Here is a 22,196-nt window from a genome sequence, read left to right as displayed (position 1 = left end):
AGGCTTTGTCATATCAATGATTGTCTCCTCCTCATCTGCCGGACTACAAACATCCGCTGGAAGTAGCACCTGACCGTATGGCTGGTTGCTGAAGCATCGACGGGCCAGATCCCTACGCTTCTCTTGATAAGAATGACTATTAAGTTGTGTGAATAATTTAACATATCATACCGTTGTTTGAGAGTTCCGTCAATAGATAATATGTGAAGTGAACTGGGAGTTACCTAGTGTATGTGGTAAACTGTACGTACATGCAGGAAAGGGGATTGCTATGAGGGCGTTCAAATTTGTTATCCCGATGGTGTTATTAGTCGGTGGAGTTGCCTGGGTTATGCTCAACAAAAACTTTACAGACGTGCCCGTCATGTCTCGTTTTTATATTACACTTGGCGCAATGGTTTTGAGTGGTGTCATTTCCTTTTTCCTATTCCCTAAAGATGAAGGGAAAAGACGATAAACTGACAGAGAATGACTGTCAGTTTTATTATTGCTTAGATTTGGGTTAACCTTAAAACATATTAGGTTGACACATTACGTTCTTCCTTTTATTCTATAACTATACAGTAAAAGGGGTGTTATAAATGGGAACAACAGCAACTATGAAACCAAACCGTTCGAAGACGATGATCGGAACGCTTGGACTTGTCTACTCAGCAATGTTTGCCGCATTGATGATGATTGGAGCTAATATTACATACTTTTTACCGGCTTTATCAGTAAGTGGCGTGCCAATTACACTGCAAACTTTCTTTGCTGTATTAGCAGGACTATTACTCGGAAGCCGATATGGGGCGGTCTCAATGACAGTCTACATGGCAATAGGTCTTGCAGGTGCACCGGTATTTGCGAAATTTAGTGGAGGTTTCGGTGAAATTGTCAGCCCGTTGTTCGGATTTATCCTTTCTTTTATTTTAGTTGCATACATCGCCGGCAAGATTGTAGAAAAGAACAGCACCGTAACAGGATTTGTTATCGCAGCACTTGTCGGATGTGTCATTAATTACCTGATCGGAACAAACTGGATGTTTGCTGCGTACAAGCTATGGGCGGCGGCACCGGATGCGTTCACGTACAAAATAGCATGGATTTGGATGCTGCCACCTTTACCTAAAGACATTATACTCTCTGTATTGGCAGGAGTGTTCGGCCATCGAATGGCGCGCATTCTTAGAACACGTCGATCTATTTAACTAAGCAAACCGATTTCTCAATTATAGAGAAATCGGTTTTTTCGTGTCCTATCAAAAAATGAAACGTTTTAGATGTGTCTTCCGTATAAGAGGAAGACCTTAAAAAACGGAAGGAAGACATGTGCATGATTCACTTAATTTTATTTTCTCTAATCGCAGGCATTATTGCCGCACTGCTGGCCGTCCCGCTGCATAGACGTGTCGGTTCGGAAGAAAAAGCAAATAGTTCCGGTTTCATGGTAGTACTACTCATTATTATTGCTGTAGTGATTGCGGTAGGCCTCTCTATTTTCTATTACACAACAAATCTAGACCAGCATTGGTCCTCGTTATGGGTTCTTTTACTCGCTGCAGCGATACTTGGAACAATATTAGATGGTGGGGTGTATCGGAAGGCAAAGGGTATCGTTGCAGGACTCGCGATCCTTGCAGGCATTTATATCCTCACCGCCCCATTATTAAATGCGGACACCAAGTACAAAGCGGTTGAAATGGATCAGCAAATAGAAATTGAAGCATTTGACGAAACTCAGACACCAGCGAGTGTGCCACCTAAATTTGCACGCAACAAAATGAAAAAAGCATTCGGGCAAGTACCGAATACAAGTTATTACGACCTTGGTCATCTACAAATTCAAAAGGTGAAAGATGATTATGTATATATTGCGCCAGTCGAATTTTCAGGGTTTTTCAAATGGTGGAATGGCAAGACGACGCCTGGTTATTTCCGCATGAGCGCCACGGACTCTGCGGATAATCCGAAGTTTGTATCGTCGGAAATGACGTATACCGAGACGTCTTTCTTTAACAAGCAAGTGGACCGTCATATGCGTTTACAATATCCTGAACTGATTTTTTATGGAGATGTTCAATTGGAAATCGACGATGAAGGTAATCCCCATTACATCCGTTCTTACGGAGAATTTATCACAGCCCGCAATGGATTTGACGTGAAAGGGATTGTCATGACGGATCCGATGACCGGGGCAATTGAGAAGTTTGCACTTGCGGATATCCCAGACTATATCGATGGTGCTGTCTCTCCGGAAGTCGTCAGTTTGCAAAATAGCTATTTTGGAAAGTACGTTCATGGTTTCTGGAATTCAATTGTCGGTAAAAAAGATGTCAAACTACCGTCCGATGAAGGGACGGAGGCAAACGTCAGTCCGATTTTCGATGAAAATGGACATATGTATTACTTCACAGACTTTACAAGTCCGAAAGAAGGCGTCGATTCAATGCTAGGTTATGCGCTGACAGACGGGCGCACAGGTAAAGCAACGTACTACACGGGGGATCTTGAAGAATCCTACATGGACTCACAAGGAGCCTTGCAAATTATTGAAAAGAAATTCATCGAGAAAAAGTGGTCTGGTGAAATGCCGGTCCTTTATAACTTCTATGGAGAAGCGAGTTGGTTGACACCAGTGCTAGACTCGAATGGCTTCCTACAAAACTACTTCATCGTGTCTGCTGCGAATCCGGAAATATCTGTATCTGGCAACTCCCCGAATGATGCATTGAAACTGTATAAAACTGCATTACAACGAGGGGGCAGTTCTGTGAATGGCAGCTCAGAAGCAGAAGAAGCGAAGGCTGCGATCACTGTAAACCGTGTTTACAAAGAACGAGCTGGTGACTTTACCTTGGTTTCTGTGAAATCAGAAGACGGACGGAACTTCCTAGTTTCGTCTGAAACGATTCCTGAAGCGGTGTACATTCAAGAAGGCGACAAATTATCGATTACGTATGTAGAAACAGGGGAACTTTTTCTTCCTGTCAAGGAACTCACAAATGTCTCGTTAACGGAATAACGAGATGCGTTTAAAATCCATAACAAAAGCGGAAGCCGTTTAGATGGCTTCCGCTTTTTCGTTGTTTTATTGAAGGACGAATGTCAATTAAGCACTAGCTGTAGCAAAAGGTTTTAGGATATTTGTTTTACCTTCTGTACGGAATGTCAATACTTTGTCAATCGGGTCGTATGATTCACCGTAAAATTCATCATCCTTATACGTATGGATTTCTTCATATGTCATCTTCATTGCATCATATACCGTTTCTTCTTCTGCATCTTCAGGAGACCAGTAAAGGATTTCGAGGTCGGTTTGTTCTCCAGTTGCGAGTGAACGACGGCTATAACCGATGCGAGATGCATGATGGAAGTTCTCACGAGCATAGAAGCGTAAGCGTTTTTCTGTGTCCGTGTCTTCATAATTGACAGGCTCCACTTCTAACAAAATCGGCTTACCTTTTTCTTTCAGCTGTGTCAGCAGTTTTTTGCCAAGACCTTCACCTCGTGAAGTGGACGAAACAAACAAATAATCTACAAACACAAACGATTCTGTTTCAACGTACATGAGCACGTGTTTTGGACCTTCGTCTTTACGATAAACATTGTGCTTATCCTTTAACAACGCGTCCATATGCTCTTTTGACTTCATTTCTTCGATTGGGAAATACTCACTTAGTTTCTCGTACCAATTCATTGATTTAATCTCCTCCGTCGGTATGGGTGTACCCGGAGCTTTTTGTTTGGGGGTCAAACGTAGAGAGAGGAAAAAAGAGGTCAGAAAAAAATCCTCGACTTCATTCTATACCTCTATTATAAACATACTAAACATAATATGTTCAACTATTTTACTTTTTTCTCCCCTAATCCGACGGTTTGCAAATTTCTTGCGTGCCTATTGTTTAATACAGTACAATTAAGTCAAAGATAGTCAAAGTCAACATAATGACTGTGCCAACAAAAGAGGTGAGAGGATGCGTAATATTTCCGACATCATAGAAGGGTATTTAAAATCGATTATCGAACATGAAGATAATGGAATCGTGGAAATCAAGCGCAATGAAGTGGCGGAAAGGTTCCAATGTGTTCCTTCGCAAATCAATTACGTCATTAAAACACGATTTACATTGGAGCGAGGCTACGCGGTCGAATCTAAACGTGGCGGTGGTGGGTATATCCGCATATACCGGGTTCAAACAAATTCACGCAAAGAACTATTGGATCACGTATTGGAAAGTGTGCGACAAGGGGCTTCGTACACAATGGCAGAAGACGTAATCTATCGGTTAATAGCAGAACAAGTGGTTTCTAAAAAAGAAGCCCGTCTAATGCTTTCAGCTGTCGAGCCTGCTGTCCTAAATTATCCATTACCTGAACGGGATATAATCCGTGCGCGGATTTTACAGGCCATGTTAATCTCACTCCTATACGAACAATCGGAGTGACTAGTTATTTAAACGATGGGGTGGTAAAACATGCTTTGTGAAAACTGTAAAGAACGTCAAGCTTCCGTTATCTTAATGCAAGATACGCCAAATGGATCGAATGAAAGGAATTTGTGTGAGAAGTGCGCATTTAACTTACAGACGTTTTCAATCAGCCCGAATCAGGAGCCGATGTCCATTCAACAATTTCTATCACAGTGGTTGAGTGGAAGTGAAACGCTACACCAGCAAACGCGAGAAGTTCAGACGATGCCGGAGTGTCCAGAGTGTGGTCTAACCTTCCACCGCTTTCTAGAAATCGGGAAGTTCGGATGTCCGACGTGTTATGAAACATTCCGCGAGCGTCTCCCGAAAGTCTTTGGCAAACTGCATAACGGAAATACAATCCATAAAGGTAAAATCCCTGCGTCTTTCAATGAAAAGATGACCATTAAAAAGAAAATCGAGGAACTTCGTTCGAGTATGCAAGAAGCGATTCAAGAAGAACAGTTTGAACATGCCGCTGTGCTGAGGGATGAAATAAAAGACTGGAAACAAAAACTCGCTGCAGAAACGGAAGAGGAAGGAGGGAGTGAGAATGGGGAATAATCGATACATGCAAAACGCTGTCACAGGCTGGATGGTCCCTCATGGTGAGCACTCCGATATCGTGATGTCGACTCGAATCCGCCTCGCTCGAAACCTTCGTGAATTTCGCTTCCCAATCGCGTTCTCTGATGAGCAAGCAGAAGAGGTCGGTCGAATTGTTTCCGAAGCACTGCTTAGTACAGATGAAAAAGGGTATTCCTATACGAGGATGAAAGAATTAGCTACGCTTGACCGGCAAGCGCTAGTAGAAAAGCATTTAATCAGTCTCCAACTTGCGGAAGCAGAGCAGTTCGGAGCGGTATTCCTATCGGAAGATGAAACTATCAGCATTATGGTAAACGAAGAAGACCATTTGCGTATCCAGTGCATCTATCCGGGATTGCAACTAGAAAATGCCTATCAAAAGGCGGATGAAACCGATCGTGCACTTGAAAAGAAATTACCTTACGCATTTGATGAAGAGTTTGGATATCTTACGAGCTGCCCGTCCAATACAGGAACCGGAATGCGGGCTTCTGTCATGTTACATTTACCGGCGCTTACGATAACCCGGCAAATCAACCGCATTATACCTGCTGTTTCAAGGCTGGGAATGGTTGTGAGGGGCAGCTATGGTGAAGGAAGCGAAGCACCGGGGAACGTTTATCAGGTATCTAATCAGCTGACTCTTGGTAAATCAGAAAAGGAGATTCTTGCAGAACTTGCAAACATTGTTTCTCGACTGATTGCCCACGAGCGGAGATCTCGTGAATTGCTTCTTGAGAAGTCACGAATCGCTCTTGAAAATCGTGTGTTTCGTGCGCTTGGTACAATTTCTTATGCACGCCTACTTCCTGCAGCAGAAGCAGCACGATGTCTTTCGGACGTTAGACTCGGCATCGATCTCGAGTTAATTGAAGATGTGGACATGACCATATTGAACGAACTGATGATTTTCATGCAGTCAGGATTTCTCCAACATTATGAAGGAGAAGCATTGACGTCTGAAGAATTAGACATTAGTCGAGCTAAACTTTTCCGGGAGCGACTCCGAAAAAGTTAATCAGAAAATGATGAAATGAAAGGCCAGTCTTGAGCGTCTCTTTTGCGTCCTAGTAACCGATTCGATATAATAGTCAAAGATGGTCAAAGTCAATTCACCCGGAAACCGATTGTTTAATGGTCCGGAAGAATATAGATAGAAGTAGTACGAATAAAATTATTCTCTGCAGAAGGAGAGGAATGTTAATGATGTTTAATCGATTTACACAACGTGCACAAAAAGTACTCCAACTCGCTCAAGAAGAAGCCATTCGTATGAAACACGAAGCAATTGGAACAGAACATATTCTACTTGGTTTAATCCGTGAAGGTGGCGGCATTGCAGCAAAAGCATTGGAAGCAATTGGAGTCAGCTTCGAGACGATTGAAACAGGTGTGGAAACACTCGTTGGAACGGGAAGTAAAGACGTAGGACCAATCGTGCACTACACACCACGAGCGAAGAAAGTCATTGAGCTTTCTGTAGATGAATCCCGTAAACTGGGTCACTCGTATATTGGGACAGAACATATTCTTCTAGCATTGATTCGCGAAGGAGAAGGAGTGGCAGCACGTGTTCTTAATAATGCAGGTGTTAGTTTGAACAAAGCACGTCAGCAAGTATTGCAGCTCCTTGGAAGTAACGATACTGCGAATGCAAGTGGTCAAAATGCTTCAGCAACAGCGGCTACTCCAACATTAGATGGGTTGGCACGTGACCTAACGGAAATTGCCCGCGAAGGGACACTCGATCCGGTCATTGGTCGTGGTAAAGAGATTACACGCGTTATTGAAGTCTTAGCGCGTCGCACGAAGAACAATCCGGTTCTAATCGGTGAGCCAGGTGTTGGTAAAACGGCGATTGCTGAAGGGCTTGCACTTCAAGTCGTTAACAATGAAGTCCCTGAAATCCTGCGCGATAAGCGTGTTATGACGTTAGATATGGGGACTGTCGTTGCGGGTACTAAATACCGTGGAGAGTTTGAAGACCGTATGAAGAAAGTGATGGAAGAAATTCGCCAAGCGGGCAACATCATTTTATTCATCGATGAGTTGCACACACTCATTGGTGCTGGTGGAGCAGAAGGCGCGATTGATGCTTCGAACATTTTAAAACCGTCACTTGCTCGTGGTGAGTTGCAATGTATCGGTGCAACGACACTCGATGAGTACCGGAAGTACATTGAAAAAGATGCCGCTCTTGAGCGTCGTTTCCAGCCTATTCAAGTGGATGAACCATCCGTTGAAGAGACGGTTCAAATTATTACAGGACTGCGTGATCGTTATGAAGCGCACCACCGTGTAAAAATTACGAATGAAGCAATTGAAGCGGCAGCAAAAATGTCTGACCGTTATATTTCAGACCGCTTCTTGCCTGACAAAGCAATCGATTTAATCGACGAAGCAGGTTCGAAAGTTCGTTTACGTTCTTATACAACACCACCAAACTTAAGAGAACTTGAAAATAAGCTCGAAGCAATCCGTTCTGAGAAGAATGCTGCAGTTCAAAGCCAGGAGTTTGAAAAAGCTGCATCATATCGTGATAAAGAGCAGAAGATGAAAGAAGAGCTCGAGAAAACGAAAACGGAATGGAAAGAAAAACAAGGCAAAACAGAATCTGAAGTCACTGTGAATGACATAGCTGAAGTAGTGGCGATGTGGACAGGAATTCCAGTTGCACGTATTGCTGAAACGGAATCTGCGAAGCTGTTGAACATGGAGGAAGAGTTGCATAAGCGTGTGATTGGTCAAAAAGAAGCAGTCGCGGCTATTTCCCGGGCAATACGTCGTGCACGCGCAGGGTTGAAAGATCCGAAACGTCCGATTGGTTCGTTCATCTTCCTTGGACCTACTGGCGTCGGTAAAACAGAGCTAGCAAGAGCGCTCGCCGAAACAATGTTTGGCGATGAAGACTCGATGATTCGGATCGACATGTCCGAGTACATGGAAAAACATACAACATCCCGTTTAGTCGGTTCACCTCCGGGATACGTTGGATATGAAGAAGGCGGACAGTTAACAGAAAAAGTACGTCGCAAACCATATTCCGTTATTTTGCTTGATGAAATTGAAAAAGCGCATCCAGATGTATTCAACATCCTCTTACAAGTGCTTGAAGATGGTCGCTTAACAGATTCCAAAGGACGTACAGTCGATTTCCGGAACACCGTGATCATTATGACGTCTAACGTCGGTGCACAGGAGTTGAGGAAGAACAAATATGTCGGATTTAATCTTCAAGATGGTGAGCAAGATTACGAAGACATGAAGAAAAAGATGTTGGAAGAGCTTAAAAAAGCATTCCGTCCCGAATTCCTTAACCGTGTAGATGAAATGATTGTCTTCCATTCACTTGAAAAAGAACAGTTGCAAGAGATTGTTTCGTTGATGGCAGACGAATTGAGCAAACGTCTTGCTGAACAAGATATCGAACTTGTGTTAACTCAAGAAGCGAAGTTGAAGATTGCGGATGAAGGATATGATCCTGAATACGGAGCACGTCCACTTCGTCGTGCACTTCAAAAGCATGTGGAAGACCGCCTCTCAGAGGAGCTACTGAAAGGAACCGCACTCGCAGGAAGAAAAGTGACGGTCGACTATGTAGACAGTAACTTCACGGTAGAAACGCAACAAGAAGAAATGGTGGAAAATTAATAAGAGGTAGAGGAATAGGATAGTTCATCCCTAGTAATAAAAAAAGGGAGGGGCTGTCCTCTTCGTCGTTTGGAGGATGCATATGGCGAAAAAGAAAACGAAATTCGTTTGCAAATCATGCGGATATGAGTCGCCGAAGTGGATGGGAAGGTGTCCAGGGTGCGGTGAATGGAACACGATGGATGAAGAGACGGAGATTGTACAAAAAGGACCTCGTGGGGCATTTCAACATTCCGACGCTGTGAAGCAGAAAGCGATGCCTATCAATGCCGTCGCGATAGAGGATGAGCCAAGAATCCGTACAGAAATGGAAGAATTGAATCGTGTACTAGGTGGTGGGATTGTTCCAGGATCGCTTGTTTTGATTGGTGGGGATCCGGGGATTGGGAAGTCCACATTGTTGCTTCAAGTGTCAGCGCTTTTAGCGAACCAACAGGAGCGCGTATTATACATTTCAGGGGAAGAGTCGATTCGGCAAACTAAGCTTCGTGCACAACGTCTAGGTGTGTTGTCTGATGAACTATATATTTACGCAGAAACGGATCTTGCGCTTATTCACGATACGATTGATAATGTTAAGCCGAAGTTTGTCATTGTGGATTCTATCCAAACTATCCACCACCCGGAAGTCGCCTCAGCTCCAGGAAGTGTATCGCAGGTAAGGGAATGTACAGCGGAGTTAATGAAAATAGCAAAGACACAAGGTATCGCGATTTTCCTAGTTGGACATGTCACTAAGGATGGACAAATCGCAGGTCCGCGTTTGCTGGAACACATGGTGGATACCGTCCTTTATTTTGAAGGGGAGCGGCATCATACATACCGAATTTTGCGCAGTGTGAAAAACCGTTTCGGTTCAACAAATGAAATAGCGATTTTTGAAATGCTGCAAGCCGGTTTGAAAGAAGTTTTGAATCCATCGGAAATGTTCATACAGGAACGTTCTCAAGGTGGTGCGGGGTCAACAATTGTTGCCTCAATGGAAGGGACACGCCCTATTCTTGTGGAGATTCAGGCACTTGTTACCCCATCTAGCTTTAATTATCCAAAGCGGATGGCGACAGGACTAGACCAAAATCGAGTATCACTATTGATGGCGGTATTGGAAAAACGGATGGGAATGCTATTACAAGCTCAGGATGCGTATATTAAAGTGGCGGGTGGAGTGAAACTCGACGAACCTGCGATTGACCTTGCTGTCCTGATGAGTATTGTTTCCAGCTATCGTGACGTCGCAGTACGGGCTTCGGACTGTTATATGGGAGAAGTAGGACTGACGGGTGAAGTTCGAAGGGTTTCCAGAATTGAACAACGGGTTGGGGAAGCAGCGAAGCTTGGATTTGAACGAGCGGTCATTCCTGCCTCTAACATCGGCGGATGGGACTATCCAGAAGGTATTCAAGTCGTTGGAGTTGAAACTGTGCGGGATGCACTCGATCTTTGTTTGCCACAGTGATAAAGAAAGATAGGAACTTTGTGCGTTTTCAGGAGTCCTGTACTATAGGTTCAGGATTCCTTGTTTTTGATGTTCAAGAAAGCAATCAATAGGGAATACATGTATAATAGGACTACTAAAAGGAGGTGGATCGAATGCTGAAAAGAGTTGTGCAAATTATGTTCTTATTGGTTGGTGGAACACTTGGTGTATTGTTTCTTCCGTACTTATTCCAATTATCTTCTTTCACAGCAACCCCGTTCATTAATAACCCATATGTCGCAGCCATTTTAGGAGCACTATTCCTCTTTGTGTTCAGCACATTTTTGACAGATCCGATTGTCAATTTTATAAAGTGGTTAGAAGATCTACTCATGAAAGCACCGATTCTGGATTTACTATTTGGTTCAATCGGTCTGATTATCGGTTTGTTCGTCGCATTTTTGGCAGGTTGGGGTTTAAGTAATATCCAAATTCCGGTTGTGACATCAGTGCTTCCTATCCTATTATCAGCACTGTTCGGGTATTTAGGATTTCAAGTCGGGTTTAAAAAACGAGATGAATTTTTGACGGCAATTTTCTCGATACGCAATGTTGGAAGAAAAAAAGAAACTGAAACCGAAGCAGGCGTTTCTACAGATCCAGTTTACAAGGTGCTTGATACAAGTGTCATCATCGACGGACGCATTGCAGATATTGTTGACACAGGATTCTTGGAAGGTGTATTGGTCGTATCTCAGTTTGTCTTAACTGAGCTTCAGCACATTGCCGATTCTGCGGATACGCTGAAGCGGACAAAAGGAAGACGTGGTTTGGATGTGCTTCGCCGTTTGCAAGAAGGGGATGGCAAGAAAATCCTGATTACGGATGAAGACTTCCCGAATGTAGCTGAAGTCGATTTAAAATTAGTGAAGCTTGCTAAAAAAATGAATGGACTCGTCGTGACAAACGATTTCAACTTGAATAAAGTTGCAGATTTACACGGAGTATCTGTGTTGAATATTAATGACCTTGCGAATGCTGTTAAACCTGTTGTAATTCCCGGTGAAGAAATGCACGTAGTCGTCATTAAAGACGGGAAAGAACACAATCAAGGCGTTGCTTACTTAGATGACGGTACAATGATTGTAATTGAAGATGGACGGAACTTTATTGGAAATGCAATAGAAGTTGTGGTTACGAGTGTGTTGCAAACTTCAGCAGGTCGCATGATCTTTGCAAAACCTAAAAATGGTAAACAAACCAAATCTTACTGAACAACGACCAGTAGAAAGGAGTCATGATGGACTATACTGTAATGATGCCTGCTGCCGGAAGTGGAACGCGGATGGGAGCAGGGCATAACAAACTTTTCCTTGAACTTGAAGGGAAAACGATTTTGGCTCACACGTTGGCGGTGTTTCAGCAGGATCCTTGGTGTACAGGAATCATTTTAGCGGTGAAAGAAACTGAACGCGCCACAATTGAAACGATAATCCAGCAAGAGCAAATAACAAAAATAAGTGCGTTGCCTGAAGGCGGAACCGAACGTCAACATAGCGTAAAAGCATGTCTTACATCCCATCAAAACGATGGGATTGTCCTCGTTCATGATGCGGCTCGTCCTTTCATCAAACAAGATGTCATCCATGAACTTGTGATTAGTGCATCACGGCATGGAGGCGCGGTAGCTGGCGTGAAGGCGAAAGATACGATGAAGTATGTGAATAATGGCGTAATTGAAGAAACGGCAGATCGCGAACGCTTATGGGTCATTCAAACTCCACAAGCGTTTCGTTATGAAGTTTTGAAAGACGCTTCTCAAAAAGCTGAACAAGAAAGCTTTTTAGGGACAGACGAAGCGATGCTTGCAGAGCATGCAGGCTATGAAGTTCGCATCGTTGAAAGTACGTACGATAATATTAAAATGACGACACCAGAGGATCTTGCTTATGGTGGATACTTGTTGAAAAAAAGGCTTGAGGAGACGGTATAATGATACGAATTGGACAAGGTTTTGACGTACATGAATTTGCAGAGGGGCGCCCACTGATTATCGGTGGGGTTACAATTCCCCATACTAAAGGGTTAATCGGTCACTCAGACGCAGATGTCCTATTGCACACCATTACAGATGCAGCACTAGGAGCGATTGGTAAAGGGGATATTGGTCATCACTTTCCAGATACAGATGCCGCTTTTAAAGATGCTGATTCAGCAGTTCTACTTCAAGAAGTCTGGAAGTTGGTAGAAGAAGAAGGTTATACGCTAGGTAACGTGGATTGTACAATCATGGCACAGCAACCTAAAATGGCTCCGCATATTGAAACCATCAAAAACCGCGTAGCCTCTTTACTGCATGCAGATCCTAGTCAAGTGAATGTCAAAGCGACTACAACAGAAAAATTAGGGTTTGTCGGAAGAGAAGAAGGAATTGCATCTCTTGCGGCGATTCTTTTGGTGAAAGCTTAAGTTTTTGGTAAACTAGTCTATACAAGTAATTATTATTTGAACTAACAGAACGGAGATGTCTAGTCATGACAGCAGAAGTACGTGTGCGCTATGCGCCGAGCCCGACAGGCCATTTACATATCGGAGGAGCTCGTACCGCATTATTCAACTACTTGTTCGCTCGCCATCACGGCGGGAAATTCATAGTACGGATTGAGGATACTGACACGGTTCGCAATATTGAAGCTGGGGAATTGTCACAGCTTGAAAATTTGAAGTGGCTCGGAATCGAGCACGACGAGTCTGTTGATATCGGTGGACCGTATAGTCCCTATCGTCAAATGGAACGTCTGGATACGTATAAGAAGTATTCAGAAGAGATGCTTGAAAAGGGTGCGGCTTATAAATGTTTCTGTACAACTGAGGAACTTGAGGAAGAACGAGAAAAACAAAAAGCTTCAGGTATTGCAGCACCTATGTACAAAGGAACTTGTCGTCATTTGAGCGCAGAAGAAGTTGTGCAAAAAGAAGCAGCGGGTATGCCTTATACAATTCGTATGCGTGTTCCTGAAAACGTAACGTACACAATCGATGACCTTGTTCGTGGTAGTGTCCAATTCGAATCCAAGGACATTGGCGACTGGGTACTTGTGAAAGCGACCGGTATTCCGACGTATAACTTCGCAGTTGTCATTGACGACTATATGATGAAAATGTCTCACGTTTTCCGCGGAGAAGAGCATTTGACGAATACGCCAAAACAGCTCATGGTATTTGATACATTTGGATGGGAAGCACCACGTTATGGGCATATGACGCTCATCGTCAATGAAGATCGCAAAAAGTTGTCCAAGCGTGATGAGTCCATTATTCAATTCATTTCTCAATATAAAGATCTTGGATTCTTACCGGAAGCGATGTTCAATTTCTTTGCGCTACTTGGATGGTCTCCTGTTGGAGAAGAAGAGTTGTTCACGAAAGAGGAGCTCATCGAACAGTTTGATGAGAGCCGTCTATCGAAATCACCTTCTATGTTCGATAAGCAGAAACTGACGTGGATGAATAACCAATATATTAAAAAGCTAAGCCTTGACGAAGTCGTGGCGTTGACTTTGCCGCACCTAGTGAAAGCGGGCCGTGTAAGTGAAGAGATGACAGCGGAAGAAAGTGCATGGATTCATGACTTAATCGCACTTTATCATAGCCAGTTAAGTTACGGTGCTGAAATTGTTGAGCTTTCTGCCCAATTCTTTAGTGACGCAGTTGAGTATGATGAACAATCAAAAGAAATCTTGGCTGGGGAACAAATTCCTGAAGTGATGGCCTCTTTCAAGCAACAGCTTGAGAACCTTGAGACATTCGATGCTCCATCGATCAAAGGGGCGATCAAAGCGGTGCAAAAAGAAACGGGCCATAAAGGGAAAAACTTGTTCATGCCAATTCGTGTAGTCGCAACTGGTCAAGCACACGGTCCCGAATTGCCGGAATCGATTGCATTGCTTGGTTTGGAAAAGACACTTGCACGCGTTGAGAAGTTTGTTCAGTAAGCCTTTGTTGACAAGCGGAAACTGCCGTGTACAATAAGAGTAATCTAAGAACGTATCGATTATAAATAAAGCGTTGAAGAGGAGAAGTATGTAAAACACACCCTTCAGAGAAGATCTCCATTGGCTGAAAGAGATCTGGGTCATCCGTTTTACAGAAATGCACCTTTGAGCGCCAGGCTGAAATTCAGTAAGCCGGACGTATCGTCTGCGTTACAGACGTCGAGTGAAAAGGAAGTTACCTGTTCCTTTTCAAAAAAAGAGTGGAACCACGCAATATCTGCGTCTCTGTCATTAGACAGGGGCGTATTTTTTTTTACAGAAAAGGGGGACCGATATGTTTTCCAGAATGAAAGAAGACATTCGTTGCATCTTTGATCAAGACCCCGCTGCTCGGAGTACGATCGAGGTCGTGCTGACCTACTCAGGATTACATGCCATATGGTCACATCGTATCGCACATGCTCTGTTTAAAAGGAATATGCACTTCGCAGCCAGGGTGCTTTCCCAAATGAGCCGCTTCTTTACGGGGATTGAAATCCACCCTGGGGCTAAGATCGGGAAAAGATTATTCATCGACCATGGTATGGGCATTGTGATTGGTGAAACATGTGAAATAGGCGATGATGTCACTATCTATCAAGGTGTCACGTTAGGTGGAACAGGTAAGGAAAAAGGGAAAAGACACCCGACTCTCCATGACAAAGTTCTAGTCGCTACGGGTGCTAAAGTGCTTGGAAATATTATTATTGGTGAAAACAGTAAAGTTGGAGCCGGTTCTGTCGTGTTAAAAGATGTGCCAGCAGAATCGACAGTTGTTGGGATTCCAGGGAAAGTTGTAATTTCCAACGGCGTCCGTGTAAAAGATCGACTGAATCATAATTTGCCTGACCCTGTCTCTGAATTGTGTTCCTCCATGGAAGACAGGATTTCGCAATTAGAACAGCAACTAATTGAATTGAAAATAGAAAAACAAATTCGTGATGAAAAGGATGAGGACCGATGACAATCCAACTATACAATACGTTGACACGTAAGAAAGAACCGTTTGTTCCAATCACTGAAGGAGAAGTGAAAATGTACGTGTGTGGTCCGACTGTCTACAACTACATTCATATCGGGAATGCCCGTCCGGTCATCGCCTTTGATACGGTCCGCAGGTATTTGGAATATCGAGGTTATAACGTGAAGTTCGTCTCTAATTTTACAGATGTGGACGACAAAATTATTAAAGCGGCAAATGAGCTTGGTGAAGAAGTACCGGAGTTAACTGAACGATTTATCCAAGCGTATTTTGAAGATGTGGGCGCACTGGGTTGTAAGAAAGCGGATATGCACCCCCGAGTAACCGATCACATCCAAGATGTAATTGACTTCATTTCGTTATTAATCGAAAAAGAATATGCGTATGAGTCAGAAGGAGACGTCTATTTCCGTACTCGAAAGTTTGATGGATATGGAAAGTTATCGCATCAGTCGATTGACGAATTAAAAGTCGGTGCTCGTATTCAAGCGAGTGAACGCAAACAGGATGCTCTTGACTTTGTCTTATGGAAATCCGCAAAACCTGGTGAGATTTCATGGAGCAGCCCTTGGGGAGAAGGCCGTCCAGGCTGGCATATCGAGTGTTCGGTAATGGCAAGACAGCTTCTCGGTGATACGATTGATATTCACGCTGGTGGGCAAGACTTGACGTTCCCTCATCACGAAAACGAAATCGCCCAATCAGAAGCACTGACAGGCAAAACGTTTGCACGCTATTGGATGCACAACGGCTATATAAATATTGATAATGAAAAAATGTCTAAATCACTTGGGAATTTTGTAACAGTTCACGACATCATTCAACAGATTGACCCGCAAGTGCTGCGATTCTTCATGCTTTCCGTTCACTACCGTTCTCCAGTTAACTTCTCTCAGGATTTAGTAGAGAGTGCATCGAATGGATTGGATCGTATACGAACTGCCTATCAAAATGTTGAACACCGTTTAGACGTATCTGCGGATAATGGGGACCAGCATGACATTTGGCTCCATAAAATCCAAGAGCAGCAGGCTGCTTTTGAAGAAGCGATGGACGACGACTTCAATACGGCTAATGGTGTTGCAGTGGTTTTTGAACTTGCGAGCTTAGCGAACGTATATCTACTCGAAAAGAATACCGAAAAAGTAGTGCTGGAAGCATTTTTGAATACATTCAATCAGTTGATGGGTGTTCTTGGGTTGCCGTTCAAGGAGAAAGATGAATTGCATGATGAAGCGATCGATCAGTTGATTGAGGAACGTTTAGAAGCGCGCGAAAATCGTGACTTCGCTCGTGCAGATGCAATCCGTGATGAATTGAAAGATCAGGGCATCCTGTTAGAAGATACTGCACAAGGTGTTCGGTGGAAACGATCATGAGTGACTACAGTCTACGTCCAGCAGACGTTCGTCAGCTAAAAGCACTATCCCTTGCCTATATGGGAGATGCGGTCTATGAGCAGGCGGTGCGAGAGCATCTCCTGCGATCAGGTCGTGTAAAACCGAATATCCTACACAAGGAAGCGACCCAATTTGTTTCTGCGAAAGCGCAGGCAGCCATTTTGCGTGCAATGATAGATGAGAATTTTTTAACTGACGAAGAGATGGCGGTCATGAGACGAGGGAGAAACGCGAAATCAGGATCAGTGCCCAAAAATACAGATGTTCTTACGTACAATCACAGCTCTGCATTTGAAGCGGTCGTCGGTTATTTATATTTGTTGGAAGAAAGAGAAAGAACGGCGGAATTCATTTGTAAGGCTATTGAATTTGTTGAAGGAGGAGAAGACCGTGTCAGAAACTGAAACAACTGAAATGATCGGAGGCAAAAATCCGATTGTAGAAGCATTACGTTCAGGACGAGAGTTGAATAAGATCTGGATTGCTGAAGGTTTAAATAAGCAAAGTATCGGAGAGATTACAACGCTTGCTAAAAAGGCGGGGGTAGTTGTACAAGCTGTCCCTAAAAAGAAGCTTGACCAGTTGTTGGATGTGAATCATCAAGGCATCGTCGCTTCTGTGGCTGCATATACGTATGCTGAGCTTGATGATATTTTTTCAATCGCAGAGCAACGTGGAGAAGATCCATTCATTTTATTATTAGATGAACTAGAAGATCCCCATAACCTTGGATCGATTCTACGTACCGCTGACGCTGTCGGTGTACACGGAATCATCATTCCGAAGAGACGATCAGTTGGTCTCACTGGTGTTGTTGCGAAAGCTTCGACAGGTGCGATTGAACATGTACCAGTCGTTCGTGTTGTGAATTTAGGGCAAACCGTGGATGAGTTGAAGAAGAAAGGCGTCTGGATTGCTGGAACAGATGCAAAAGGATCTGCAGATTATCGAACAATGGATGCGACACTTCCACTTGCCGTCATTATTGGTAGTGAAGGAAAAGGAATGTCTCGTTTACTGAAAGAAAAATGTGATTTTCTGTACCATTTGCCAATGCGTGGTCATGTCACGTCACTTAACGCTTCTGTAGCGGCTTCACTGCTTATGTACGAAGTGTTACGCAAGCGGTTACCGAGCCCGTCGACCCCATGAAAAAAGACATCCTGCTAGTCGATGGTTATAACATCATCGGTGCGTGGCCAGAATTGCGGGAGTTAAAAAGCCTCAAACTTGCAGAGGCGCGTGACCGTTTAATTGATCAACTAGCAGAATACCAAGCATTTAAAGGTTGGCGAGTAATTTTGGTATTTGATGCATATCTTGTGCCGGGAATTGAAAACAAAGAGAAACGTTCCAGAGTAGAAGTTGTTTTTACAAGAGAGAATGAAACTGCTGATGAACGTATCGAAAAATTAGTTGCTGAATTATCTAAACGGACCGTCCAACTTCATGTGGCGACTTCTGATCTTACCGAACAATGGATCATTTTTGGTCAAGGGGCTTTAAGGATTTCTGCACGCGAATTAGAGATTGAAATGCAGGAAATTCATAAAATTATTTCAGCGAAAGTGCGTGAAATCCAAGAGGATCGCTCCTTTTCCAAGATACAATTATCACAGGAAGTGGCGGAAGTTTTTGAAAAATGGCGCAGGGGGAACGGATGAGCGGTTGACGCAAAAAAATCCTTTACGCTATAATTGACTAACTAGTATGATAAACCGGAGTGATGGGGAATGGCGGAAAAGACAGCTTATGCACCTAGAACAGTAGACTTCAGTACCTTTTCCGATGAACAATTAATCGGGATTATTCAAGAAGGAAACACAGATGCACTCGACTTTCTCATTACTAAATATCAATCATTTGTTAGGATGAAAGCGCGTTCTTACTTCATGATGGGCGGGGACAAGGAAGATATAATCCAAGAAGGTATGATTGGGTTATATAAAGCAATTCGTGACTTCCGTGAAGATCGGCTTAGCTCGTTCAAAGGATTTGCTGAACTATGTATTAAACGGCAGATCATCACGGCCATAAAAACAGCTACTAGGCAAAAACACATTCCTCTTAATTCATCTGTATCTTTGGACAAGCCTGTATATGACGAAGAATCAGATCGTACGTTAATGGATGTTCTGACGGGTTCAGTGAACGATGATCCTGAAGACTTAATGATTTACAAAGAGAACTTTGTTCAAATGGAAGTGGAGATGAACAAAGTCTTGAGCAGTCTTGAAAAAGAAGTGCTCGGTCTCTATTTGGATGGTCAGTCTTATCAAGAAATTTCTGAAGAACTAAATCGTCAAGTCAAATCGGTGGATAATGCATTACAGCGCATTAAACGGAAGCTCGAAAGATACATGCAGGTTGATGTTGTTACGTGAAGCATCGCCAATTTTCTGACTACCCTTGCATTGACAGGGAATAGGTTAGGTGGTACTCTTTATCAAGACTATGGAAAGACTAGGTGTTCACTAGGTATGTCTAAAAAAATTGTAGTAAGCTGTGAAAAATGCGGCTCCAGAAACTATTCACTTCCGGCAAGTAGTAATAAAACAACTGAACGGCTGGTTCTGAAGAAACACTGCAGTCATTGCAACGAGCATACGTTACACAGACAAACAGCGTGAGGGTCTGGCTAGACTTGAGGCCGTCATATCTACTATTCGGAGGTTTGTAAAAGAATGGGTAAGATAACAAGTTTCTTTAAAAATGTTGTCACGGAAATGCGGAAAGTCAGCTGGCCGAAACGTAAAGAACTGACTCGCTACACTATCGTGGTTATCAGTACAGTAGTTTTCATGGCCGTCTATTTTGGTCTCGTGGATCTTGGCTTGTCACGAGTAATGGAATGGTATGTTTCGTTATAATAGAGTACTTTGAATCGCATACTGAAAATATCCCGTCTAACTGAAAGAGCGGGTTTTTTCATTTGAACAAAAAAGGAGGGACGGACGAGCAGTCCTCATCGATATGGAAATGGAGAAAAATTGGTACGTCGTCCATACGTACTCAGGGTATGAAAACAAAGTGAAGGCAAATCTTGAAAAGCGCGTTGAAACAATGGGGATGCAAGATAAGATCTTCCGCGTGATTGTTCCAGAAGAAGAAGAAACAGACTTCAAAGAAGGTAAAAAGCGGACGGTAATGCGTAAAACTTTCCCTGGTTATGTTCTTGTAGAAATTATAATGACAGATGATTCGTGGTATGTTGTGCGGAACACTCCAGGCGTCACAGGTTTCATCGGTTCATCAGGTGGTGGAGCAAAACCGACACCATTACTTCCTGAAGAAGTGACATTCATCTTGAAACAAATGGGCGTGAAGGATCGTAAATTGGAAGTCGATTTTGAAATTGGTGAAATGGTAGAGGTATTAGAAGGACCATTCGCTGGGTTCCAAGGTAAAGTTGAAGAAATCGAACTTGACCAAGGGAAAGTCAAAGTATCTGTAGACATGTTCGGTCGCGAAACGAATATGGAACTCGACTTTGAACAAGTTGAACGAACAAGCTAAAAAAATTAATTTGTTCCCTCTTGCAAATCCTGTGAAATAGTGATATTATTTCAAAGGTCAGACATAGAAATGTCTGAACGTCTTAACAAAATTCTACCGGCATTTGCCGGCAGGCACATATTGAGTGGGAGGGGCAACCCAAATACCACATCACGGACTTAAGGAGGTGTGTCTCGTGGCTAAAAAAGTAATCAAGCTTGTGAAATTGCAAATTCCAGCAGGAAAAGCAAATCCAGCACCGCCAGTCGGGCCGGCGCTCGGTCAGGCAGGTGTCAATATCATGGGATTCTGTAAAGAATTCAATGCGCGTACATCTGACCAAGCAGGTCTTATTATTCCTGTTGAAATCACTGTATTCGAAGATCGTTCATTTACATTCATCACAAAAACTCCGCCAGCAGCAGTATTGTTGAAGGTTGCAGCTAAAATCCAAAAGGGTTCAGGCGAACCGAACAAGAAGAAAGTTGCTGTCGTGAAACGTGATCAAGTTAAAGAAATCGCTGAACAAAAAATGCAAGATTTGAATGCTGCATCAGTTGAAGCAGCGATGGCAATGGTTGAAGGTACTGCTCGCAGTATGGGAATCACGATCGAAGACTGATCTGAAACCTAATTCTATTGTATGTTTTTATGGGGGTTGCGGTTGTTCTATAGAACACGGCAACCCTTAATCGTGGGAGGTTTATTCCGCTAAAACCACAATCGAGGAGGAAATATCTGATGGCTAAAAGAGGTAAGAAGTTCGTAGAAGCTGCAAAGCTTGTTGACCGCACAACGGCATACGACTTAACAGAAGCGATCGAACTCGCTAAAAAGACAAGCACGACAAACTTTGATGCAACAGTAGAAGTGGCTTTCCGTCTAGGAATCGACACGCGTAAAAATGATCAGCAAATCCGTGGAGCAGTTGTACTGCCTAATGGAACTGGTAAAACACAACGTGTACTCGTTTTCGCTAAAGGTGAAAAGCTTAAAGAAGCTGAAGCAGCAGGCGCTGACTTTGTAGGCGATGCTGAATACATCACTAAAATCCAACAAGGATGGTTCGATTTCGATGTAATCGTAGCGACTCCTGATATGATGGGTGAAGTTGGTAAAATCGGACGTGTACTTGGACCAAAAGGTCTTATGCCGAACCCGAAAACTGGCACAGTGACATTCGACGTTACAAAAGCAGTTCAAGAAATCAAAGCAGGTAAGGTTGAATATCGTGCGGACAAAGCTGGAATTATCCACGCTCCAATCGGTAAAGTTTCTTTCGATAACGAAAAACTTGCAGAAAACCTTTCAACTGTATTTGAAGTAATCCAGAAGGCTAAACCGGCTGCAGCAAAAGGTACTTACATGAAGTCTGTTAACTTAACAACTACAATGGGACCTGCTGTAAAGATCAACCCTTCTTCAGTAAATGTAAAATAATTAGTTGACATACGCCCTATCGTTTGGTAGGATAACGTTTGTTGCAATATACGATTTGTACCGCAGACAGCAGGAGTGGGCATCCACTTAATATTCCTGCCGAGGGACAAGACGCTCTTTTTAACAGTAAAAAGATGACGACTTTCCAACCCTCCGTCTGCTAGTCAGATCGGAGGGTTTTTTATGCATATGGTATAAATGCCCCTACACTAAACAGGAGGTGTCAAGATGAGCAAAGTATTAGAAGCGAAACAAGCAGTAGTAACTGAAATCGCGGACAAGATGAAAGCATCTGCTTCAATGGTCGTTGTTGACTATCGTGGTCTTAACGTTGCGCAAGTAACTGAACTTCGTAAGCAACTTCGTGAAGCAGGCGTTGAATTCAAAGTCTACAAAAACTCGATGGCTCGCCGTGCGGCTGAAACATCAGGTCTTGAAGGACTTAACGAGCATCTTACAGGACCGAACGCTATCGCGTTTTCAACTGAAGATGTAATCGCACCCGCAAAAATCATCAACAACTTCGCTAAAGACAACGAAGCTTTGGAAATCAAAGCTGGTGTCATCGAAGGTGCACTTGCTTCTGTTGAAGAAGTAAAAGCATTGGCGACTCTTCCTTCACGCGAAGGACTTCTCTCTATGCTACTCAGCGTGCTTCAAGCTCCAATGCGCAACTTCGCATTGGCTACAAAAGCCGTTGCAGACCAAAAAGAAGAACAAGGCGCGTAATATCGCATC

The 22,196-nt window shown here is 43.3% G+C and carries 25 protein-coding genes, 1 riboswitch and 2 other annotated features; of the genes, 24 read left to right on the top strand and 1 reads right to left on the bottom strand.

The features are described from left to right. Positions 1-28 precede the first annotated feature (28 nt). Positions 29-133: riboswitch (SAM riboswitch) on the bottom strand. 138 nt (positions 134-271) lie between these two features. The 3 genes from RL70_RS10455 to RL70_RS10445 all read left to right on the top strand — a co-directional run bounded on the left by RL70_RS10455 (position 272) and on the right by RL70_RS10445 (position 3,004). After that, positions 272-457, top strand: coding sequence for a hypothetical protein (locus RL70_RS10455; RefSeq protein WP_025782849.1), 186 nt, complete (start codon positions 272-274; stop codon positions 455-457). Between the two features lie 124 nt (positions 458-581). Beyond that, positions 582-1,190, top strand: coding sequence for a biotin transporter BioY (locus RL70_RS10450; RefSeq protein ID WP_082003384.1), 609 nt, complete (start codon positions 582-584; stop codon positions 1,188-1,190). A 125-nt stretch (positions 1,191-1,315) separates the two neighbouring features. Further along, positions 1,316-3,004, top strand: a complete 1,689-nt coding sequence (locus RL70_RS10445) for a membrane protein (protein ID WP_039043339.1) — start codon at positions 1,316-1,318, stop codon at positions 3,002-3,004. Between the two features lie 87 nt (positions 3,005-3,091). Here RL70_RS10445 and RL70_RS10440 read toward each other — a convergent pair whose 3' ends face one another. Continuing rightward, on the bottom strand, positions 3,092-3,679 hold the full coding sequence (locus RL70_RS10440; protein WP_039043338.1) for a GNAT family N-acetyltransferase: 588 nt from the start codon (positions 3,677-3,679) through the stop codon (positions 3,092-3,094). A gap of 277 nt (positions 3,680-3,956) precedes the next feature. Here RL70_RS10440 and RL70_RS10435 point away from each other — a divergent pair, with 277 nt between their 5' ends. The 21 genes from RL70_RS10435 to rplJ all read left to right on the top strand — a co-directional run bounded on the left by RL70_RS10435 (position 3,957) and on the right by rplJ (position 22,187). After that, entirely contained in the window at positions 3,957-4,427 is a 471-nt protein-coding gene (locus tag RL70_RS10435; RefSeq protein WP_039043337.1) for a CtsR family transcriptional regulator, read from the top strand. A 30-nt stretch (positions 4,428-4,457) separates the two neighbouring features. Further along, entirely contained in the window at positions 4,458-5,015 is a 558-nt protein-coding gene (locus RL70_RS10430; protein WP_039043336.1) for a UvrB/UvrC motif-containing protein, read from the top strand. Continuing rightward, the gene (locus RL70_RS10425; RefSeq protein WP_039043335.1) at positions 5,005-6,057 is read left to right on the top strand and encodes a protein arginine kinase; all 1,053 of its coding nucleotides are present in this window, start codon (positions 5,005-5,007) and stop codon (positions 6,055-6,057) included. The genes RL70_RS10430 and RL70_RS10425 overlap by 11 nt, the downstream gene beginning before the upstream one ends. Positions 6,058-6,242: 185 nt before the next feature. Beyond that, entirely contained in the window at positions 6,243-8,690 is a 2,448-nt protein-coding gene (locus tag RL70_RS10420) for an ATP-dependent Clp protease ATP-binding subunit (RefSeq protein ID WP_039043334.1), read from the top strand. A gap of 82 nt (positions 8,691-8,772) precedes the next feature. Beyond that, positions 8,773-10,146 carry a DNA repair protein RadA gene (gene radA, locus RL70_RS10415; RefSeq protein WP_039043333.1) on the top strand — a complete coding sequence of 458 codons (1,374 nt, stop codon included), beginning with the start codon at positions 8,773-8,775 and terminating at the stop codon, positions 10,144-10,146. A gap of 134 nt (positions 10,147-10,280) precedes the next feature. Beyond that, entirely contained in the window at positions 10,281-11,381 is a 1,101-nt protein-coding gene (locus RL70_RS10410; protein ID WP_039043332.1) for a PIN/TRAM domain-containing protein, read from the top strand. Between the two features lie 26 nt (positions 11,382-11,407). Beyond that, entirely contained in the window at positions 11,408-12,100 is a 693-nt protein-coding gene (ispD, locus tag RL70_RS10405; RefSeq protein ID WP_039043331.1) for a 2-C-methyl-D-erythritol 4-phosphate cytidylyltransferase, read from the top strand. Further along, positions 12,100-12,576, top strand: a complete 477-nt coding sequence (ispF, locus tag RL70_RS10400) for a 2-C-methyl-D-erythritol 2,4-cyclodiphosphate synthase (protein WP_039043330.1) — start codon at positions 12,100-12,102, stop codon at positions 12,574-12,576. Before ispD ends, ispF begins: the two co-directional genes overlap by 1 nt. A gap of 65 nt (positions 12,577-12,641) precedes the next feature. Then, positions 12,642-14,102 (top strand): glutamate--tRNA ligase, encoded by a 1,461-nt coding sequence (gene gltX, locus RL70_RS10395; protein WP_039043329.1) that lies wholly within the window; start codon positions 12,642-12,644, stop codon positions 14,100-14,102. A 64-nt stretch (positions 14,103-14,166) separates the two neighbouring features. Beyond that, positions 14,167-14,392 (top strand) — a binding site (T-box leader). 44 nt (positions 14,393-14,436) lie between these two features. Beyond that, positions 14,437-15,105, top strand: coding sequence for a serine O-acetyltransferase (gene cysE, locus RL70_RS10390; protein ID WP_039043328.1), 669 nt, complete (start codon positions 14,437-14,439; stop codon positions 15,103-15,105). Beyond that, on the top strand, positions 15,102-16,502 hold the full coding sequence (gene cysS / locus RL70_RS10385; protein ID WP_039043327.1) for a cysteine--tRNA ligase: 1,401 nt from the start codon (positions 15,102-15,104) through the stop codon (positions 16,500-16,502). Before cysE ends, cysS begins: the two co-directional genes overlap by 4 nt. After that, positions 16,499-16,927, top strand: coding sequence for a Mini-ribonuclease 3 (locus RL70_RS10380; protein ID WP_039043326.1), 429 nt, complete (start codon positions 16,499-16,501; stop codon positions 16,925-16,927). Before cysS ends, RL70_RS10380 begins: the two co-directional genes overlap by 4 nt. A gap of 10 nt (positions 16,928-16,937) precedes the next feature. After that, positions 16,938-17,675, top strand: a complete 738-nt coding sequence (rlmB, locus tag RL70_RS10375; protein WP_039043355.1) for a 23S rRNA (guanosine(2251)-2'-O)-methyltransferase RlmB — start codon at positions 16,938-16,940, stop codon at positions 17,673-17,675. Beyond that, positions 17,672-18,187 carry an NYN domain-containing protein gene (locus RL70_RS10370; protein WP_039043325.1) on the top strand — a complete coding sequence of 172 codons (516 nt, stop codon included), beginning with the start codon at positions 17,672-17,674 and terminating at the stop codon, positions 18,185-18,187. Before rlmB ends, RL70_RS10370 begins: the two co-directional genes overlap by 4 nt. A gap of 69 nt (positions 18,188-18,256) precedes the next feature. Continuing rightward, on the top strand, positions 18,257-18,907 hold the full coding sequence (gene sigH, locus RL70_RS10365; RefSeq protein ID WP_025782832.1) for an RNA polymerase sporulation sigma factor SigH: 651 nt from the start codon (positions 18,257-18,259) through the stop codon (positions 18,905-18,907). 96 nt (positions 18,908-19,003) lie between these two features. Beyond that, entirely contained in the window at positions 19,004-19,153 is a 150-nt protein-coding gene (gene rpmG / locus RL70_RS17570) for a 50S ribosomal protein L33 (protein WP_081759986.1), read from the top strand. A 54-nt stretch (positions 19,154-19,207) separates the two neighbouring features. Beyond that, positions 19,208-19,393, top strand: a complete 186-nt coding sequence (gene secE, locus RL70_RS10360; protein WP_025782831.1) for a preprotein translocase subunit SecE — start codon at positions 19,208-19,210, stop codon at positions 19,391-19,393. A gap of 109 nt (positions 19,394-19,502) precedes the next feature. Beyond that, a complete protein-coding gene (nusG, locus tag RL70_RS10355; protein WP_025782830.1) occupies positions 19,503-20,039 on the top strand; it encodes a transcription termination/antitermination protein NusG in 537 nt (178 codons plus the stop codon). 175 nt (positions 20,040-20,214) lie between these two features. Next, complete coding sequence (rplK, locus tag RL70_RS10350) at positions 20,215-20,640, top strand: 50S ribosomal protein L11 (protein ID WP_025782829.1); 426 nt, start codon at positions 20,215-20,217, stop codon at positions 20,638-20,640. Between the two features lie 119 nt (positions 20,641-20,759). Beyond that, positions 20,760-21,458 (top strand): 50S ribosomal protein L1, encoded by a 699-nt coding sequence (rplA, locus tag RL70_RS10345; RefSeq protein ID WP_039043324.1) that lies wholly within the window; start codon positions 20,760-20,762, stop codon positions 21,456-21,458. A gap of 42 nt (positions 21,459-21,500) precedes the next feature. Beyond that, positions 21,501-21,651 (top strand) — a sequence feature (ribosomal protein L10 leader region). Positions 21,652-21,686: 35 nt separating this feature from the next. Further along, a complete protein-coding gene (gene rplJ / locus RL70_RS10340) occupies positions 21,687-22,187 on the top strand; it encodes a 50S ribosomal protein L10 (protein WP_039043323.1) in 501 nt (166 codons plus the stop codon). The last annotated feature ends 9 nt before the right edge of the window (positions 22,188-22,196 follow it).

This window comes from Sporosarcina sp. ZBG7A (assembly GCF_000813425.1).
In the GTDB taxonomy this organism is placed as follows: Bacteria; Bacillota; Bacilli; order Bacillales_A; family Planococcaceae; genus Sporosarcina.
Note: the sequence above shows the minus strand (reverse complement) of the source record. Positions and strands in the feature narration are given on the sequence as shown.

Coding starts and splice junctions, on each gene's coding strand:
- RL70_RS10455 (WP_025782849.1), top strand. CDS start 272: ATGAGGGCGTTCAAATTTGTTATCCCGATGGTGTTATTAGTCGGTGGA.
- RL70_RS10450 (WP_082003384.1), top strand. CDS start 582: ATGGGAACAACAGCAACTATGAAACCAAACCGTTCGAAGACGATGATC.
- RL70_RS10445 (WP_039043339.1), top strand. CDS start 1,316: ATGATTCACTTAATTTTATTTTCTCTAATCGCAGGCATTATTGCCGCA.
- RL70_RS10440 (WP_039043338.1), bottom strand. CDS start 3,679: ATGAATTGGTACGAGAAACTAAGTGAGTATTTCCCAATCGAAGAAATG.
- RL70_RS10435 (WP_039043337.1), top strand. CDS start 3,957: ATGCGTAATATTTCCGACATCATAGAAGGGTATTTAAAATCGATTATC.
- RL70_RS10430 (WP_039043336.1), top strand. CDS start 4,458: ATGCTTTGTGAAAACTGTAAAGAACGTCAAGCTTCCGTTATCTTAATG.
- RL70_RS10425 (WP_039043335.1), top strand. CDS start 5,005: ATGGGGAATAATCGATACATGCAAAACGCTGTCACAGGCTGGATGGTC.
- RL70_RS10420 (WP_039043334.1), top strand. CDS start 6,243: ATGATGTTTAATCGATTTACACAACGTGCACAAAAAGTACTCCAACTC.
- radA (WP_039043333.1), top strand. CDS start 8,773: ATGGCGAAAAAGAAAACGAAATTCGTTTGCAAATCATGCGGATATGAG.
- RL70_RS10410 (WP_039043332.1), top strand. CDS start 10,281: ATGCTGAAAAGAGTTGTGCAAATTATGTTCTTATTGGTTGGTGGAACA.
- ispD (WP_039043331.1), top strand. CDS start 11,408: ATGGACTATACTGTAATGATGCCTGCTGCCGGAAGTGGAACGCGGATG.
- ispF (WP_039043330.1), top strand. CDS start 12,100: ATGATACGAATTGGACAAGGTTTTGACGTACATGAATTTGCAGAGGGG.
- gltX (WP_039043329.1), top strand. CDS start 12,642: ATGACAGCAGAAGTACGTGTGCGCTATGCGCCGAGCCCGACAGGCCAT.
- cysE (WP_039043328.1), top strand. CDS start 14,437: ATGTTTTCCAGAATGAAAGAAGACATTCGTTGCATCTTTGATCAAGAC.
- cysS (WP_039043327.1), top strand. CDS start 15,102: ATGACAATCCAACTATACAATACGTTGACACGTAAGAAAGAACCGTTT.
- RL70_RS10380 (WP_039043326.1), top strand. CDS start 16,499: ATGAGTGACTACAGTCTACGTCCAGCAGACGTTCGTCAGCTAAAAGCA.
- rlmB (WP_039043355.1), top strand. CDS start 16,938: ATGATCGGAGGCAAAAATCCGATTGTAGAAGCATTACGTTCAGGACGA.
- RL70_RS10370 (WP_039043325.1), top strand. CDS start 17,672: ATGAAAAAAGACATCCTGCTAGTCGATGGTTATAACATCATCGGTGCG.
- sigH (WP_025782832.1), top strand. CDS start 18,257: ATGGCGGAAAAGACAGCTTATGCACCTAGAACAGTAGACTTCAGTACC.
- rpmG (WP_081759986.1), top strand. CDS start 19,004: ATGTCTAAAAAAATTGTAGTAAGCTGTGAAAAATGCGGCTCCAGAAAC.
- secE (WP_025782831.1), top strand. CDS start 19,208: ATGGGTAAGATAACAAGTTTCTTTAAAAATGTTGTCACGGAAATGCGG.
- nusG (WP_025782830.1), top strand. CDS start 19,503: ATGGAGAAAAATTGGTACGTCGTCCATACGTACTCAGGGTATGAAAAC.
- rplA (WP_039043324.1), top strand. CDS start 20,760: ATGGCTAAAAGAGGTAAGAAGTTCGTAGAAGCTGCAAAGCTTGTTGAC.
- rplJ (WP_039043323.1), top strand. CDS start 21,687: ATGAGCAAAGTATTAGAAGCGAAACAAGCAGTAGTAACTGAAATCGCG.